This window comes from Streptomyces sp. NBC_00986 (genome assembly GCF_045162565.1).
In the GTDB taxonomy this organism is placed as follows: Bacteria; Actinomycetota; Actinomycetes; order Streptomycetales; family Streptomycetaceae; genus Streptomyces.
The window spans coordinates 4940910-4957246 of the sequence record NZ_CP108733.1 but is presented as its reverse complement, the minus strand read 5'-3'; the positions used below and the strand labels follow the sequence as shown (position 1 = coordinate 4957246).

Sequence of the window (16337 nt, the reverse complement as noted above, 5' to 3'; positions counted from 1 at the left end):
GCTCAAGGAGTAGAGCCCATGTCCAACTCGCAAGCGGGCCAAGGCGCTTCGATGCGCCGGGTGCTCGCGGTGATCCCCGCGCGCGGCGGCTCCAAGGGCGTCCCCGCCAAGAACCTCGCCCCCGTCGGCGGAGTGCCGCTGGTGGCCCGCGCCGTGCGCGAGTGCCGGGCGTCGCGACTGGTCACGGACGTGGTCGTCTCCACCGACGACCAGGCCATCGCCGCCGCCGCCCGCCAGGCCGGTGCCGAGGTCGTGCTGCGCCCCGCCGCCATCGCCGGTGACACCGCGACCTCCGAGGCCGCCGTCCTGCACGCCATGGACGCCCACGAGGCGCTGCACGGCTCCGCGGTCGACGTCGTCCTGCTGGTCCAGTGCACCAGCCCCTTCATCGTCCGCGAGGACGTCGACGGCATCGTCAACGCGATCGTCGCGAACGGCGCCGACACCGCGCACACCGTCGCCCCCTTCCACGGCTTCGTGTGGCGCGACGCCGACGACGAGGCCACGGCGGTCGTCGAACCCGCCCGCAGCGAAGAGGTCGGTGGCGCCACGAAGGTCGCCAACTCGACGGTGGCCAGCGGCGGTTACGGCGTCAACCACGACAAGTCGTTCCGCCCGCGCCGCCAGGACCGCCCCCAGGACTTCCTGGAGACCGGCGCCGTCTACGGCATGGACGCGGTCGGCTTCCGCAAGGTCGGCCACCGCTTCTTCGGCCGCACGGAACTCGTACGGACCGACCCCGCCCGCGTGTTGGAGATCGACGACCCCCACGAGCTGGCCAGGGCAAGGGCGTTGGCCCCGCTGTTCGACGCGGACCGCCCCGGCTCGCTCCCGACCGCCGACGACATCGACGCGGTCGTACTCGACTTCGACGGCACCCAGACCGACGACAGGGTGCTGATCGATTCCGACGGACGGGAGTTCGTCTCCGTGCACCGCGGAGACGGACTCGGCATCGCGGCGCTGCGCAAGAGCGGCCTGAAGATGCTCATCCTGTCCTCGGAGCAGAACCCGGTCGTCGCCGCCCGGGCCCGGAAGCTCCAACTCCCGGTCCTGCACGGCATCGACCGGAAGGACCTCGCACTCAAGCAGTGGTGCGAGGAGCAGGGCATCGCGCCGGAGCGCGTGCTCTACGTCGGCAACGACGTCAACGACCTCCCGTGCTTCGCCCTCGTGGGCTGGCCCGTGGCGGTCGCGAGCGCCCACGACGTCGTACGCGGCGCCGCACGAGCGGTCACCACCGTGGCCGGTGGCGACGGCGCTGTCCGAGAGATCGCCAGCTGGATCCTCGGCCCCTCTCTCGATTCCCTCACCAAGTAAGGAAACCCGCTGTCATGAGCATCAACTCCCGTCTGCGCCAGTTCGGTTCGAAGACCGCAGGCCCCGGCCAGCCCGTCTACGTCGTGGGCGAGATCGGCATCAACCACAACGGTGAGCTGGAGAACGCCTTCAAGCTGATCGACGCCGCCGCCGAGGCAGGCTGCGACGCCGTCAAGTTCCAGAAGCGCACCCCGGAGATCTGCACCCCGCGCGACCAGTGGGACATCGAGCGCGACACCCCCTGGGGCCGCATGACCTACATCGACTACCGCCACCGCGTGGAGTTCGGTGAGGACGAGTACCGCCAGATCGACGAGTACGCCAAGTCGAAGAACATCGACTGGTTCGCCTCCCCGTGGGACACCGAGGCCGTCGCCTTCCTGGAGAAGTTCGACGTCCCGGCCCACAAGGTCGCCTCCGCGTCGCTGACCGACGACGAGCTCCTGCGCTCGCTGCGCGCCACGGGCCGTACGGTCATCCTCTCGACCGGCATGTCGACCCCGAAGCAGATCCGCCACGCGGTCGAGGTCCTCGGCAGCGACAACATCCTGATGTGCCACGCCACTTCGACCTACCCGGCGGTGGCCGAGGAGCTCAACCTCCGCGTCATCAACACCCTCCAGGCCGAGTACCCGAACGTCCCGATCGGCTACTCCGGTCACGAGACGGGCCTGCAGACCACCCTCGCCGCGGTCGCGCTCGGCGCCACCTTCGTCGAGCGTCACATCACCCTCGACCGCGCCATGTGGGGCTCGGACCAGGCCGCGTCGGTCGAGCCGCAGGGCCTGACCCGCCTCGTCCGCGACATCCGCACCATCGAGGCCTCCCTCGGCGACGGCGTCAAGAAGGTCTACGAGTCGGAGCTGGGCCCGATGAAGAAGCTGCGCCGCGTCAACGGCGTGGTCGCCGAGGCGGAGATCGCCGCGGCCGCGGGCGAGCCGGTCTCGGTCTGAGTCTGAGCCATTAAGCGCCACTTACGGTCACGGGACGGTCGTACGACAATGAGCCCCCACGCCGGCACCGCCGGCCTCACCCCCCACACTCTCGCGTTCGTGGAGAGTCCGGTACAGCTTCTGAACGTGCTGGAGTGGGCGCACCTCCGTGCGCCCAGGGCCGAGGCGGCAGCCGGCGGGGGGCTCACCCTCGTGGTCCTGTCGCCGACCGACCCGATGACCCGCGGCCAGCTGCGCCGCATGGCCGACCTCGCCCGCGACGAAGGCCACACCGTGCGCTGGGAGGAGGCGCGGGGCGGACCCCTGGCCCCCTTCCAGACGATCGGCGGCCTGACCCGGCTGCTGCGCAAGGCGGACCGGATCGTCATGGGAGACCCGTTCTCGCGCTACGTGCAACTGCTGCTGACCATCACCAAGGCACGCGAGCTGGTGGTGGTCGACGACGGCACCGCGACGATGGAGTTCGTCGCACAGCTCGCCAGCGGCGAACGCCTGGTGCGCTGGCACCGCAAGGGCGGCCGCCAGGGCCCCCGCGACCTGATCTTCGCCCCGGTCTCCTCGGCGGCCCGCCGCCGCCTGACCCCGAGCGCCCGCCGCACGGTGGAGATCTTCTCCTCCATGCCGATCGAGACGACCCCCGAGGGCGTCACGATCACCCCGAACGAATTCGCCTGGACCCGCGCCACGTTCGGCCCGCCCCGCATCACCAAGGGCGCGGACATGGTCGGAACGTCCTTGGTGGAAACGGGAGTTGTCGACAACGACCGCTACCTGGAGGCCGTAGCCGTCCTCGCCAAGACCCACGGCGCGACCCGCTACTTCGCCCACCGCCGCGAAAGCACGGAGAAACTCCACCGGTTGGCGGTGGAGACAGGCCTGGAGATCGTCCGCCCGGACCTCCCGCTGGAGCTGATCGCCAGGCGGGGTCCCATCGGCCGTACGATCCTCAGCTTCCCGTCGACGGTGGTGCATACGCTGCCGCTGGCGCTGGTCGGCACCGAGGTCCGGGTCGCGGTGTGCGACATCGACCCGGCGTGGCTGACGGAGAATGCCTCGCCTCGGGCGCAGGGGTTTTTGTCGGGGGTCACGGGGACGGCTCGGGATGTGCATCGGTTGTCGGCGGTGACGGCCGCGTAGGGCGGTCCGGGCGGGGGCGTCCTGTCACCCTCAAGGCGTGCAACCACAACCAGGAATCGCGCCTACGACCCCGCCCACCGCCGGCACCCTCTTCGCCGCCCTGTACGGCGAACTGACCCCGCACGCCTGGCACGACCCCGAGCACGACGTGTATCAGCTCTTCTACCAGCGGTCACTCGCGATGGGCTGGCTGGACGAGCACGCAGCGGGCGGTCCCGGGCTGTGGGCTATGAACGACGCGGGGTCCAGTCCTCCGCAGGCCGCGCCCGGTACGGGACGGGTCTCCTGGTTCCAGGTCGAGGCCGGTCCCGTGACAGCCGAACGGCCGCTCCCCGTACAGCAGTTCCTCCGCTGCGCCCAGGACGTGACGGCGCGGATCGGCACGGTGCGGCTCTCCGCGGTGCAGGTGCTGCTGCCGGTGCGGGGGATCGATCCGGCGGCGCGGCCGGCCTACGCGGCCGTACCGTCGATGCTGACCGTCGCCTGGTTCGGTGAGCGCGATCCGGCGGCCAGGACCCCGGTGGACGTCCGGATCGGCAGTGGCCGGGATCCGTTGATCCCGGCCGTCGCGCGTCAACTCGCCCTGGGCCTTCGGGACTTGGAGCAGGACGTGTTCATGTGCGGGGATGACGAGGTCACCGTGCACGGCATGACACTGAGCGGTGAACTCGCCGAGTGGTCCTGCGACGCGGTCGGCTGGCTGGCCGCTACCGTCGCCGACTGTGCCGCCCGGCTCGGGGTGCGTTCACCGCTGCCGCTCACCGTCACATCTCAGTCCGCCGCCGGGGGCTTGTAGGCCAGGATGAAGGCCCGCGGCCGCTTCTCCTCGTCCTGGGGCTTGCGGAGGACCTCGGCGTACAGGGGCAGGCCCGCCTGGGTGAGGAACGAGGCGACCGTGGCCGGAGTGCGGAAGTAGTAGTCCAGCGAGATGTCCTGGCCGTAGCGCTCCGAGAGGTGCAGGTGTTCGTCGTCGGCGGCCTGGAAACCGAGCAGGACGTGGCCGCCCGGCCGCAGCGCCCGGTGGAACTCCGCGAAGACGCCGGGCAGGCGGTCGTCCGGGATGTGGATCGTGGAGTAGAGCGCCACGACACCGCCCAGCGTTCCGTCCGGTACGTCCAGGGACGTCATCGAGCCCACCTCGAACCGGAGTTGGGGATGCGCCTCGCGGGCCAGCGCCACCATGCGAGGCGAGATGTCGATGCCGAAGGCCGGGAGGCCGAGGGCGTTCAGGCGCGCCGTCACGTATCCGGGGCCGCTGCCCACGTCGGCCACCGGCGCCTCGCCCGCCGTACCGACCAGGTCGGCGAAGGCGGTCAGCAGTGAGCGGTCGAGGGGGCTCTCGACGAGGCTGTCGGGATGCTCGGCGCTGTACGCCGGCGCGATCGCGTCGTAGGAGGAGCGGGTGGCCTCTATGAAGTCCGCGGTCACGTCCGCGTTCGGGTCGGTCACGTCGGCGGACCCTACCAAGGGGGCGCGGGTCCGGAGCAAGGGGATGCGGGAGCGGGGAATCTCACGCTGCGTAGCGGTGTTTGCACTGTTGTGCGGCAGTACGGATTCCGAGATGCGGACGGGTCGAGCTGGGCTCTGGTGAGGCGTGGTATCCCAGAAGAAGCGGGGAGTTTACCCATCCCCAAAGACAGCTATGCGGTCGGCGGTCAGATTTTCTTCGACTAACGGGTTGAACTTTTGTTGATCGAGGGTCAGTTGACCACCCGGGCGCCCTACCCTTCAGAGGGTGAAGCAATTGATGTCACCAGAGTCCGAGGCAGCGTCCGAGGCGGAGTCCGTCGGGAATGTGCTTCCGGGCACCCTGTCGGAGACCTTGCGTGCCGAACTCGTCGCGTTCCGGCGGGACTTGCACATGCATCCCGAGCTGGGCAACCAGGAGTTCCGGACCACCGCGGCGATCAAGGCGCGGCTGGAGCTGGCCGGTCTCGAACCCCGGGTCCTCGCCATGGGCACCGGGCTCGTCTGTGACATCGGACCCCGCGACACCGCCGTACCCATGCTCGCGCTGCGCGCCGACATCGACGCCCTGCCCATCCCGGACACGAAGAGTGACTGCGCGTACCGCTCCACCGTGCCCGACCGCGCCCACGCCTGCGGCCACGACGTGCACACCACCGTCGTCCTCGGCGCCGGCCTCGTGCTGGCCCGGCTGCACGAGCAGGGACTCCTGCCCCGTGCCGTACGGCTGCTCTTCCAGCCCGCCGAGGAGGTCCTGCCCGGCGGTGCCACCGACGCCATCGAGTGCGGGGTGCTCGACGGGGTCGGCCGGATCATCGCCGTGCACTGCGACCCCAAGGTCGACAGCGGGCGGATCGGGCTGCGCATCGGCCCCATCACCTCCGCCTGCGACCGGCTGGAGGTCTCCCTGGACGGCCCCGGCGGCCACACCGCCCGGCCGCACCTCACCACCGACCTGGTGACCGCCGCGGCCCGCGTCGCGACCGACGTGCCCGTGATCGTCGCCCGACGGATGGACGCGCGGAGCGGGGTGTCGGTGACCTGGGGGCGCATCGAATCCGGCCACGCCCCCAACGTCATCCCGCAGCACGCCGAGCTCTCCGGCACCGTACGGTGTCTCGATCTCGACGCCTGGCGGCAGGCGCCCGACATCGTGCACGCGGCCATCGACGAGGTCGCCGGGCTGCACCGGGCCAAGTCCGCGATCACCTATGTGCGCGGGGTCCCGCCCGTCGTCAACGACGCGCTCGTCACCGAGCTGCTGCGGGACGCCATGACCGCGCGCCGCGGCCCGCTCTCCGTCGAGGACACCGAACAGAGCCTGGGCGGCGAGGACTTCTCCTGGTACCTGGAGCACGTGCCCGGCGCCATGGCCCGGCTCGGCGTGCGGACCCCGGGGGAGCGGACCGTACGGGACCTCCACCAGGGCGACTTCGACGCCGACGAGTCCGCGATCACGGTCGGCGTGGAGCTGTTCACCGCGGCGGCACTGATCGACGGCGCGATCTGAGCGCGGCGGGGGCGTAGGGGTGCCCGTTCGGTACCCCTACGTCCCCTTGTGTCACCCGGGTGTAACCACCGGCGCGTGAACGTAACGCGGCGGCGGCACGATCCGGTAACGGCAAGGAGAAACCCCGTTCCCCTCCTCGTCTACGCGCGTTACTGTGCGCGGAAATCGCCACAGAGGCGGCGGCTTGGGGAAGCGGTCCGGTGACGGTGCCGTGAGGACGAAGGAGTGCTTGCTGTGCGTCAGACAACTCGGAGGACGAAGTTCTCCCAAGCAGCGGTGGCCGTCACGGTCATCGCCCTCGCGGCCACCGCGTGCGGTAGCTCCAGCAAGGACGCCGACAAGGCGAGCGACAGCTCCTCGTCCTCGTCCGGCAAGTACACCGGCAAGGGCATCGGCCTCGCCTACGACGTCGGCGGCAAGGGCGACCAGTCCTTCAACGACGCCGCGTACGCCGGTTTCCAGAAGGCCGAGAAGGAGTTCAAGCTCACCGGCCGCGACATCGAGCCGCAGGACAACGAGTCCGACGCGGACAAGGTGCAGCGCCTGGAGAGCCTGGCCACGGCCGGCTACAACCCGGTGATCGGTGTCGGCTTCGCCTACGCGCCGGCCGTCAAGGAGGCCGCGGCGAAGTTCCCGAACATCACCTTCGGCATCATCGACGACGAGCAGGACAAGGCCGCCAACGTGGCCGACCTCGTCTTCCACGAGGAGCAGTCCTCGTACCTGGCGGGCGTCGCCGCGGCCAAGGCGACCAAGAAGAACCACATCGGCTTCATCGGCGGCGTGGACGTCCCGCTCATCCACAAGTTTGAGGCCGGCTTCGACCAGGGCGCCAAGTCCGTCAACCCGAGCATCAAGATCGAGTCGCAGTACCTGACGCAGACAGCTGCGCAGGGCGGCTTCTCCAGCCCCGACAAGGGCAAGGACGCGGCGAGCGGCCAGATCGACGCGGGCGCGGACGTGCTGTACGCCGCCGCCGGTCTCTCCGGCCAGGGCGTCATCTCCGAGGCCTCCGCCAAGGGCGTGTGGGCCATCGGCGTGGACTCCGACCAGTACAACCAGAAGGCGCTCGCCAAGTACAAGGACGCCATCCTCGGCTCGGCCCTGAAGAACGTCGGCGGCGCCGTGTACGACCTGGTGAAGTCGGTCTACGAGGGCAAGCCCAAGACCGGCGTGATCCGCTACGGCCTCGACAACGACGGCGTCGGCTTCTCCGACACCAACCCGAAGTACAAGGCGATGACCGCCGCCGTGGCGGCGGTGGACAAGGCGAAGGCGGACATCGTCTCGGGCAAGATCACCGTCAACACGAAGTAGTACGACGCTCTATGACGAGGGTCTTCGACTAGGCCCTCCGGGCATCGTTGCAGCCAGGCGCCCCTTGCCTCCCGCAAGGGGCGCCTGGCTGTCCGTACGCTGGCCACCATCTGTGGCCACAGCTCTATAACGGACCGGACAGATGGGGTTTTCCGTCTGGTCTACGCGCGTTACGCTGCGGCGGAACCAGCGCCTGGTTTGGGCGCTTGCACGAAGGAGTCTCGTTCCATGCGCCGGGTGTCCCGAATCGCGGTTGCAGGCGTTGCAACCGCAGCTCTTGCAGTAACCGTCTCCGCCTGCGGCAGCTCGTCCAGCGAGTCCAGCTCCAGCAGCAGCAGTTCCGGCACGTCCAAGGGTATTGGTCTTGCCTACGACGTCGGCGGCAAGGGTGACCAGTCCTTCAACGACGCCGCCTACGCCGGTCTGGTGAAGGCCGAGAAGGACTTCGGCGTCAGCGGCCGCGACGTCGAGCCGCAGGACAACGAGTCCGACGCGGACAAGGTGCAGCGCCTGGAGACCCTCGCCAGGTCCGGCTACAACCCGGTGATCGGTGTCGGCTTCGCCTACGCCCCCGCCGTCAAGGAAGCCGCCGCGAAGTTCCCGAAGATCACCTTCGGCATCATCGACGACAACACCATCACGGCCGCCAACGTCGCCGACATGGTCTTCCACGAGGAGCAGTCCTCGTACCTGGCCGGCGTCACCGCCGCGCTGACCACGAAGTCGAACACGGTCGGCTTCATCGGCGGCGTGGACGTGCCCCTGATCCACAAGTTCGAGGCGGGCTTCGAGCAGGGCGTCAAGGACACCAAGAAGGGCGTCACGGTCAAGGCGCAGTACCTGACCCAGACCGCCGCGCAGGGTGGCTTCTCCAGCCCCGACAAGGGCGAGGCCGCCGCCGAGGGTCAGATCGAGGCCGGCGCGGACGTCGTCTACGCGGCCGCCGGTCTCTCCGGCCAGGGCGTCATCAAGGCCGCCGCCGCGCACAAGGTGTGGGCGATCGGTGTCGACTCCGACCAGTACAACCAGGCCGCGCTGGCCAAGTACAAGCCGTACATCCTCACCTCGGCGCTGAAGAACGTCGCGGGCGCGGTGTACGACCTCTCCAAGTCCGTCATCAAGGACAAGAAGCCGCTGAGCGGCGAGATCCGCGGCTCGCTGAGCAACGGCGCGGTCGGCCTGGCCGACTCGAACCCGACCTTCAAGAACAACGCCACCCTGCAGGCCGCCCTCGCGAAGGCCGAGGCGGGCATCAAGGACGGCTCGATCAAGGTCAAGACCTCCTGAACCGTTGGTTCTAGGCCAGTCACGACCATGGCCAAAAGAGCGCTGTAATGACAGCGTTACGGCCACGGAACGGGGTGTGGGGAGGATGTCTCCTCGCGCCCCGTTCGCGCGGCAGAATGCTCGGAACGGATCGGGTGCGACACAAAGCCGGTCGGGTCCGGGCACTATTTAAAGCAGGGGCGCTACGCGCGTAGAGAGGCCCCTTTCCATGAGGAGAGTTCGCCATCGACGCGTCCAGCAACCCTCCACTCGGCGATCAGTCGACGATCGCGGTCGAGCTGGTGGGGATCACCAAGCGGTTCCCGGGTGTCGTCGCCAACAGCGACATCCGCTTCAGTGTCCGAAAAGGCACCGTGCACGCCCTCGTCGGCGAGAACGGCGCCGGCAAGTCGACCCTGATGAAGATCCTCTACGGCATGCAGAAGCCGGACGAGGGCACCATCGCCGTCGACGGCGAGCTCGTCACCTTCTCGTCCCCCGCCGACGCCATCGCCCGCGGCATCGGCATGGTCCACCAGCACTTCATGCTCGCCGACAACCTCACCGTCCTGGAGAACGTCGTCCTGGGCAGCGAGAAGCTGCACGGCATCGGCGGCGGCGCCCGCAAGAAGATCAAGGAGATCTCCGACCGCTACGGCCTGAACGTCCGCCCGGACCTTCTCGTCGAGAGCCTCGGTGTCGCCGAGCGTCAGCGCGTCGAGATCCTCAAGGTCCTCTACCGCGGCGCCCGCACCCTGATCCTGGACGAGCCCACCGCCGTCCTGGTGCCGCAGGAGGTCGACGCCCTCTTCAGCAACCTGCGCGAGCTGAAGTCCGAGGGCCTCGCGGTCATCTTCATCTCCCACAAGCTCGGCGAGGTCCTCTCGGTCGCCGACGAGATCACCGTCATTCGCAGGGGTACGACGGTCGGGACCGCCGTCCCCTCCGCGACGACCCCCCGCCAGCTCGCCGAGATGATGGTCGGCAGCGAACTCCCCACCCCCGAGACGGCGGAGTCCACGGTCACCGACCAGCCCGTCATCGAGGTCAAGGGCCTCACCGTCTACGCCGCGGGCGGTGCCTCCCTGGGCGCCGAGTCCGAGCCCGCGGCCGGTGGACTGCTCGGTGACCTCGCCACCCCGGGCGGCGCCGCCAAGCGCGTCCTGGACGACGTCACCTTCACCATCCACGCCGGTGAGGTCATGGGCATCGCAGGCGTCGAGGGCAACGGCCAGACCGAGCTCATCGACGCGCTGATCGGCCTGAAGAACGCCGACTCCGGCACGATCGGCTTCCTCGGCGACGACATCACGCCGTGGGCCACCCGCAAGCGCCGCGAGAAGGGCATCGGCTACATCCCCGAGGACCGCCACCGCCACGGCCTCCTCCTGGAAGCCCCGCTCTGGGAGAACCGCATCCTCGGCCACGTCACCGAGAAGCCCAACTCCAAGGGCGTCTGGCTGGACATCAAGGGAGCCCAGGCCGACACCCGCCGGATCGTCGAGGAGTACGACGTCCGCACCCCCGGCATCGACGTCACCGCCGCCTCCCTCTCCGGCGGCAACCAGCAGAAGCTGATCGTCGGCCGCGAGATGAGCCACAAGCCGAAGTTCCTGATCGCCGCCCACCCCACCCGCGGTGTGGACGTCGGCGCGCAGGCCGCGATCTGGGACCAGATCCGTGAGGCCCGCCGCGACGGCCTGGCCGTGCTGCTGATCTCCGCCGACCTGGACGAGCTGATCGGCCTGTCGGACACCCTGCGCGTGATCTACGACGGCAGGCTGGTCGCCGACGCCGACCCGGCCACCGTCACCCCCGAGGAACTCGGCTCGGCCATGACCGGCGCCGCGTCCGGTCACCTCGAACACGTCGAGGAAGAAGCAGACGGCGCGGAGAGCACCGTAGGAAACGGCGCGGACAGCACCGTAGAAAACGCGGACGACACCGCCGCCCCGGAGGACGAGGCCCGATGAAGAAGTTCGACAAGGAGCGCGTGCTCCTCGCCGTGGCCGGACCGGTCATGGCGCTTGTCGCGGCGATCCTGCTGACCTCGGTCGTGCTGCTCGCCTCGGGCAAGAACCCGATCGAGCCGTACCACCTGATGCTCCAGCAGATCGGGTACTCCGACGTCCAGGTGCTGATCATCAACCAGGCGTCGATGTACTACATCGCCGCCCTGGCGGTCGCCCTCGGCTTCCGGATGAACCTGTTCAACATCGGCGTCGACGGCCAGTACCGCCTCGGCGCCGTGATGACCGCGGTCGTCGGCGCGCACGTGGGCCTGCCGGCCGTCCTCCAGGTGCCGCTGCTGCTCCTGGTCGCCGTCCTCACCGGCGCCTTCTGGGCCGGTATCGCCGGTGTCCTCAAGGTCACCCGCGGGGTCAGCGAGGTCGTCGCGACGATCATGCTGAACGCGATCGCCACCAGCCTGATCCTCTACCTCACGCAGACCAACACCTGGGGCGTGCAGGTCGGCAACAACATGACGACCGGCATCATGAAGAAGTCCGGCTGGATCCCGGGCATCGACCTGGGCTCGGACGTCGGCGAGATCTACGGCCTGGTCTTCCTCGCCGTGATCATGGGCGTCCTGTACTGGCTCGTCCTCAACCGCACCCGCTTCGGCTTCGACCTGCGCGCCACCGGCGAGTCCGAGTCCGCCGCCGCGGCGTCCGGTGTCGACGCCAAGCGCATGACGCTCACCGCGATGCTGATCTCCGGCGGTGTCGCGGGCCTCGCCGGTCTGCCGCTGCTGCTCGGCGACAGCCACACCTACAGCCTCACCTTCCCCGAGGGCCTGGGCTTCACCGCGATCGGCATCGCCCTCCTCGGCCGCAACAACCCGGGCGGCATCGCCCTCGCGGCCCTCCTCTGGGCCTTCCTCGACAAGGCGTCCCCCGCCCTGGACTACGCGACCCCGGTCGCGTACCAGAAGGAGATCGCCACGATCATGCAGGGCCTGATCGTCTTCGCGGTCGTCATCTCGTACGAGGTCGTCCGCACCTGGGGCCTGCGCCGCCAGCAGAAGCGCGTCGGCGAGGAACTCGCCGCGGCCGCCCGCAACAACTCCGAGAAGAAGGAGGTGGCGGCCCGATGAGTACCGCGACCATCGCCAAGCCGCAGGCGCAGCAGCCCGGCAAGGGCGGCCGCCGTTTCTCGCTCCCCGTGCTCCTGCTGATCATCGCGGGCGCCCTGATCCTCACCTCGCTGGTCCGCGTGATCACCGGCGCGGACGGCATCACCTCCACCGGCCAGATGTCCACGGCCCTGCGCGCGGCCGTGCCGATCGGCCTCGCCGGTCTCGGCGGCCTCTGGGCCGAGCGCGCGGGCGTCGTCAACATCGGCCTCGAAGGAATGATGATCCTCGGCACCTGGTTCGGCGCCTGGGCCGGCTACCAGTGGGGCCCGTGGGTCGGCATCGTCTTCGGCATCATCGGCGGCTGCCTCGGCGCACTGCTGCACGCGATCGCCACGGTGACGTTCAACGTCAACCACATCGTCTCCGGTGTCGCCATCAACATCCTGGCGCTGGGTACCACCCGCTACCTCTCGAAGTTCACCTTCGCCAACACCGAGCAGGGCTCCGCCAAGCAGTCCCCGCCGATCGACTCGCTCGGCACCTTCGACGTCCCGGGACTGTCGAGCTGGCTGGACACGCTCAACGAGAAGCACTGGTTCCTGATCTCGGACATCGCGGGCCTCATCGGCGGTCTGATCACCGACCTCTCCCCGCTCACCGTCATCGCGGTGGCCCTCGTACCGGTCACCTGGTGGGTCCTGTGGCGCACGGCCTTCGGCCTGCGGCTGCGCTCCTGCGGCGAGAACCCGGTGGCCGCCGAGTCCCTCGGTGTCAACGTCTACAAGTACAAGTACATCGCCGTGATCATCTCCGGCGGCTTCGCCGGCCTCGGCGGCGCCTTCCTGTCGATCGTCGCGTCCAACGTCTACCTCGACGGCCAGACCGGCGGCCGCGGCTACATCGGCCTCGCCTCGATGATCTTCGGCAACTGGATGCCGGGCGGACTCGCCCTCGGCGCGGGCCTGTTCGGGTACACCGACAGCCTCAATCTGCGCGGCGGCTCCACCAACGTGCACGCGCTGATCCTGCTGCTCGGCTTCCTGCTGGTCGCGGGCTGCGCGTACATGGTCTGGAAGAAGCGGTACATCCCCGCCGTCGTCACCGCCGTCCTCGGCGCGCTGATGTTCGTCTGGTACGCCACCACGGACGACGTCCCGACCCAACTGGTCGGCGCCAGCCCCTACATCGTCACCCTGCTGGTGCTCTCGCTCTCCGCGCAGCACCTGCGGATGCCGAAGGCAGACGGCCTGCCGTACCGGAAGGGACAGGGCAAGTGACCTCGCCCGCCGCCGAGTTGGCCGTGGACTGGGACGAACTGCGCGCCGAGGCGCGGGAGGCGATGTCCCACGCGTACGCGCCGTACTCGGGCTATCCCGTAGGGGTCGCCGCCCGGGTCGACGACGGCCGCACGGTCTCCGGCTGCAACGTGGAGAACGCGTCGTACGGCCTCGGCCTGTGCGCGGAGTGCGGGCTGGTGTCCAACCTCCAGCGCACCGGCGGCGGCCGGCTGACGCACTTCACGTGCGTCGACGGCAAGGGCGACATCCTCGTCCCGTGCGGTCGGTGCCGCCAGCTGCTGTACGAGTTCGGCGGCCCCGGCCTGCTGGTGGAGACACCGGCGGGCATCCTGCCGCTCTCGGAGATGCTTCCGCAGGCCTTCGGGCCGGACCATCTCACCAGGTAACTCCCGTGCGGCCCCGCTGAGTTGGTCCATCTCCCTCAGCGGGGCCGCGCATTTTCTGAACGTTCGGAAGGAAAGCCAAGCCATGGCGCAAGTCTCGATGGATGCCATCTCCGTCATCCGCACCAAGCGGGACCGCGGTGAACTGAGCGACGAGCAGATCGACTGGGTCATCGACGCGTACACCCGCGGGGAGGTGGCCGACTACCAGATGGCCGCCCTCAACATGGCGATCCTCCTCAACGGCATGAACCGCCGCGAGATCGCCACCTGGACCGCCGCGATGATCGCCTCCGGCGAGCGCATGGACTTCTCGTCCCTGTCCCGCCCGACGGCCGACAAGCACTCGACGGGTGGTGTGGGCGACAAGATCACGCTCCCGCTGGCCCCCCTGGTCGCGGCCTGCGGCGCGGCGGTCCCTCAGCTTTCTGGCCGAGGCCTCGGCCACACCGGCGGCACCTTGGACAAGCTGGAGTCGATCCCCGGCTGGCGGGCCCTGCTCTCCAATGAGGAGATGCTGTCGGTCCTGGAGACCACGGGCGCGGTGATCTGCGCGGCGGGCGACGGCCTGGCTCCGGCGGACAAGAAGCTGTACGCGCTGCGGGACGTGACGGGAACGGTGGAGGCCATCCCCCTGATCGCTTCCTCGATCATGTCGAAGAAGATCGCGGAGGGCACGGGCTCCCTGGTCCTGGACGTGAAGGTCGGCACGGGCGCGTTCATGAAGACGATCGAGGACGCGCGTGAGTTGGCCTCCACGATGGTGGGCCTGGGCACGGACCACGGCGTCCGGACGGTGGCGCTCCTGACGGACATGAGCACCCCGCTCGGCCTGACGGCGGGTAATGCGCTGGAGGTTAGGGAGTCGGTAGAGGTCCTGGCAGGCGGCGGCCCCTCGGACGTCGTGGAACTGACGATCGCCCTGGCCCGGGAGATGCTCGACGCGGCCGGCGTGCAGGACGCCGACCCGGCGAAGGCCCTGGCCGACGGGTCCGCGATGGACGTCTGGCGCCGGATGATCGCGGCGCAGGGCGGCGACCCGGACGCGGAGTTGCCGGTGGCGCGTGAGCAGCACGTGGTGACGGCTTCGACGTCGGGCATCCTGACCCGCCTCGACGCCTACGACATCGGCATCGCGGCTTGGCGCCTCGGCGCGGGCCGCGCCCGCAAGGAGGACCCGGTCCAGGCAGGCGCGGGAGTGGAAATGCACGCCAAGCCGGGCGACACGGTGACCGCGGGCCAGCCCTTGCTGACCCTGCACACGGACACCCCGGAGCGCTTCGAGTACGCGCTGGAGGCGGTGAAGGGTTCCTACGACATCGGCACCGAGGGAACCAAGTTCACGGCTTCACCGGTGGTGCTGGAGCGTATCGCCTGATCGGTGGTTGGTAGTTGGTCATGGGGGAGGGGCTGGGACTTCGAGGGTTCCGGCCCCTTTTGTTTGGCTTGAGGGGGCGCGGGGAGGGGGCTGAGCTTCCAGATCCCGGCATCCTGCGTTTTTTTAGGGGCGCGGGGCTGTGGCAATGTGCGGCTCCGCCGTGTGGGCGCGGTCAGCCACGACGCGCCCGCGGACAAACAACAACCGCACCTACCCGAGCAGCGCAGCGATCCCCACCAACACCGGTACCGACAACACCGTGGACAGCAGGATCGAGTCCCGGGCCAGTCCCTCACCCACCCGGTACCGACTCGCGTACGTGTACAGGTTCTGCGCGGCGGGCAGCGCCGAGGTCACGACCACGTCGAGCAACGCCGCCCCGTGAATGCCGAACACCGCCCCCGCCAAGGCCCACGCGATCACCGGCTGCCCGACGACCTTCAACGCGACTGACAGCAACACCGGTTGACGATCCTCACCCCGCCCCGGCATCTTGCTTCCCCGCAGGGAAATCCCGAACCCGATCAGAACCGCCGGTACAGCCATGTTCCCGATCAGCGTGAGCGGTTCCATCACCGGGTTCGGGACATGAACCCGGCTCGCCGCCACCGCGACCCCCGCGAGCGACCCCACCGCGACCGGATTCCGCAGCGGCGTCAGCAGCCGTAGCCACAACGGCCCCTTCTCACCCGCGCCCGACAGATCGAGGACCGTCAACGCCAGCGGGCTCACCACCACCAGCTGGAACAACATCACCGGCGCCACGAGCGAGGCATTGCCCAGGACGTACACCGAGATCGGGATCCCGAGGTTCCCGGAGTTGACGTAACTCGACGAGAGCGCCCCGATCGTCGTACGGCCGACACCCCATCCCCGTACGACCCCCACCGCCACGAACACACCCGCCACCGCCGCCGTGCTGAGCATCGTCACGAGCAGCCCGCTGGAGAAGATCACCGACAGGTCGGCCCGCGCGAGGGTCGTGAACAGCAGGGCCGGGGACGCGACATTGAAGGCCAGCTTGGTCAGGACGTCCCGCCCGTGTTCGCCGAGAGAACCGCGCAGCGCGATCAGATAGCCGACCGCGATGACCACACCGATGACCGCGAACCCGGTCAGCACCCCTTGCACGGCACCCCCTCGGCACCGACATCGGCGCGCGCGAGGGCGTCGGGTATCCAGGGCGGGGCTGATCCGTGGGGCATACAGCAAACCTAGGTGGTCGCCCC

Annotated in this window: 14 protein-coding genes; 12 read left to right on the top strand and 2 right to left on the bottom strand. The window is 69.3% G+C overall.

The window, feature by feature from the left end; all coding sequences use genetic code 11:
- The first annotated feature begins 18 nt into the window (after positions 1-18).
- The 4 genes from OG504_RS21595 to OG504_RS21580 are packed head-to-tail and all read left to right on the top strand — an operon-like array spanning position 19 to position 4206.
- Positions 19-1320 carry a cytidylyltransferase domain-containing protein gene (locus OG504_RS21595; RefSeq protein ID WP_405991304.1) on the top strand — a complete coding sequence of 434 codons (1302 nt, stop codon included), beginning with the start codon at positions 19-21 and terminating at the stop codon, positions 1318-1320.
- A gap of 14 nt (positions 1321-1334) precedes the next feature.
- Complete coding sequence (locus OG504_RS21590) at positions 1335-2273, top strand: N-acetylneuraminate synthase family protein (RefSeq protein ID WP_390157717.1); 939 nt, start codon at positions 1335-1337, stop codon at positions 2271-2273.
- 48 nt (positions 2274-2321) lie between these two features.
- Complete coding sequence (locus OG504_RS21585; RefSeq protein WP_405991303.1) at positions 2322-3410, top strand: hypothetical protein; 1089 nt, start codon at positions 2322-2324, stop codon at positions 3408-3410.
- 37 nt (positions 3411-3447) lie between these two features.
- The gene (locus OG504_RS21580; protein ID WP_405991302.1) at positions 3448-4206 is read left to right on the top strand and encodes a hypothetical protein; all 759 of its coding nucleotides are present in this window, start codon (positions 3448-3450) and stop codon (positions 4204-4206) included.
- Here OG504_RS21580 and OG504_RS21575 read toward each other — a convergent pair.
- Entirely contained in the window at positions 4182-4859 is a 678-nt protein-coding gene (locus OG504_RS21575; protein ID WP_405991301.1) for a class I SAM-dependent DNA methyltransferase, read from the bottom strand. The two genes, OG504_RS21580 and OG504_RS21575, sit on opposite strands and share 25 nt — an antisense overlap.
- 298 nt (positions 4860-5157) lie before the next feature.
- Here OG504_RS21575 and OG504_RS21570 point away from each other — a divergent pair, with 298 nt between their 5' ends.
- From OG504_RS21570 to OG504_RS21535, 8 genes are all read left to right on the top strand, one after another.
- Entirely contained in the window at positions 5158-6387 is a 1230-nt protein-coding gene (locus OG504_RS21570) for an amidohydrolase (protein WP_405991300.1), read from the top strand.
- A 276-nt stretch (positions 6388-6663) separates the two neighbouring features.
- Positions 6664-7704: a BMP family protein gene (locus OG504_RS21565; RefSeq protein ID WP_405996396.1), complete on the top strand. Its 1041-nt coding sequence runs from the start codon at positions 6664-6666 to the stop codon at positions 7702-7704.
- A 228-nt stretch (positions 7705-7932) separates the two neighbouring features.
- A complete protein-coding gene (locus OG504_RS21560; RefSeq protein ID WP_405991299.1) occupies positions 7933-8991 on the top strand; it encodes a BMP family protein in 1059 nt (352 codons plus the stop codon).
- Positions 8992-9257: 266 nt separating this feature from the next.
- Positions 9258-10943: an ABC transporter ATP-binding protein gene (locus OG504_RS21555; protein ID WP_405996395.1), complete on the top strand. Its 1686-nt coding sequence runs from the start codon at positions 9258-9260 to the stop codon at positions 10941-10943.
- The gene (locus OG504_RS21550; protein WP_405991298.1) at positions 10940-12067 is read left to right on the top strand and encodes an ABC transporter permease; all 1128 of its coding nucleotides are present in this window, start codon (positions 10940-10942) and stop codon (positions 12065-12067) included. The genes OG504_RS21555 and OG504_RS21550 overlap by 4 nt, the downstream gene beginning before the upstream one ends.
- On the top strand, positions 12064-13326 hold the full coding sequence (locus tag OG504_RS21545; protein WP_405991297.1) for an ABC transporter permease: 1263 nt from the start codon (positions 12064-12066) through the stop codon (positions 13324-13326). The genes OG504_RS21550 and OG504_RS21545 overlap by 4 nt, the downstream gene beginning before the upstream one ends.
- A complete protein-coding gene (locus tag OG504_RS21540; protein ID WP_033280204.1) occupies positions 13323-13733 on the top strand; it encodes a cytidine deaminase in 411 nt (136 codons plus the stop codon). Before OG504_RS21545 ends, OG504_RS21540 begins: the two co-directional genes overlap by 4 nt.
- Positions 13734-13815: 82 nt before the next feature.
- On the top strand, positions 13816-15108 hold the full coding sequence (locus OG504_RS21535) for a thymidine phosphorylase (RefSeq protein ID WP_405991296.1): 1293 nt from the start codon (positions 13816-13818) through the stop codon (positions 15106-15108).
- A gap of 210 nt (positions 15109-15318) precedes the next feature.
- Here OG504_RS21535 and OG504_RS21530 read toward each other — a convergent pair whose 3' ends face one another.
- On the bottom strand, positions 15319-16239 hold the full coding sequence (locus OG504_RS21530; RefSeq protein ID WP_405991295.1) for an AEC family transporter: 921 nt from the start codon (positions 16237-16239) through the stop codon (positions 15319-15321).
- Between the last annotated feature and the right edge of the window lie 98 nt (positions 16240-16337).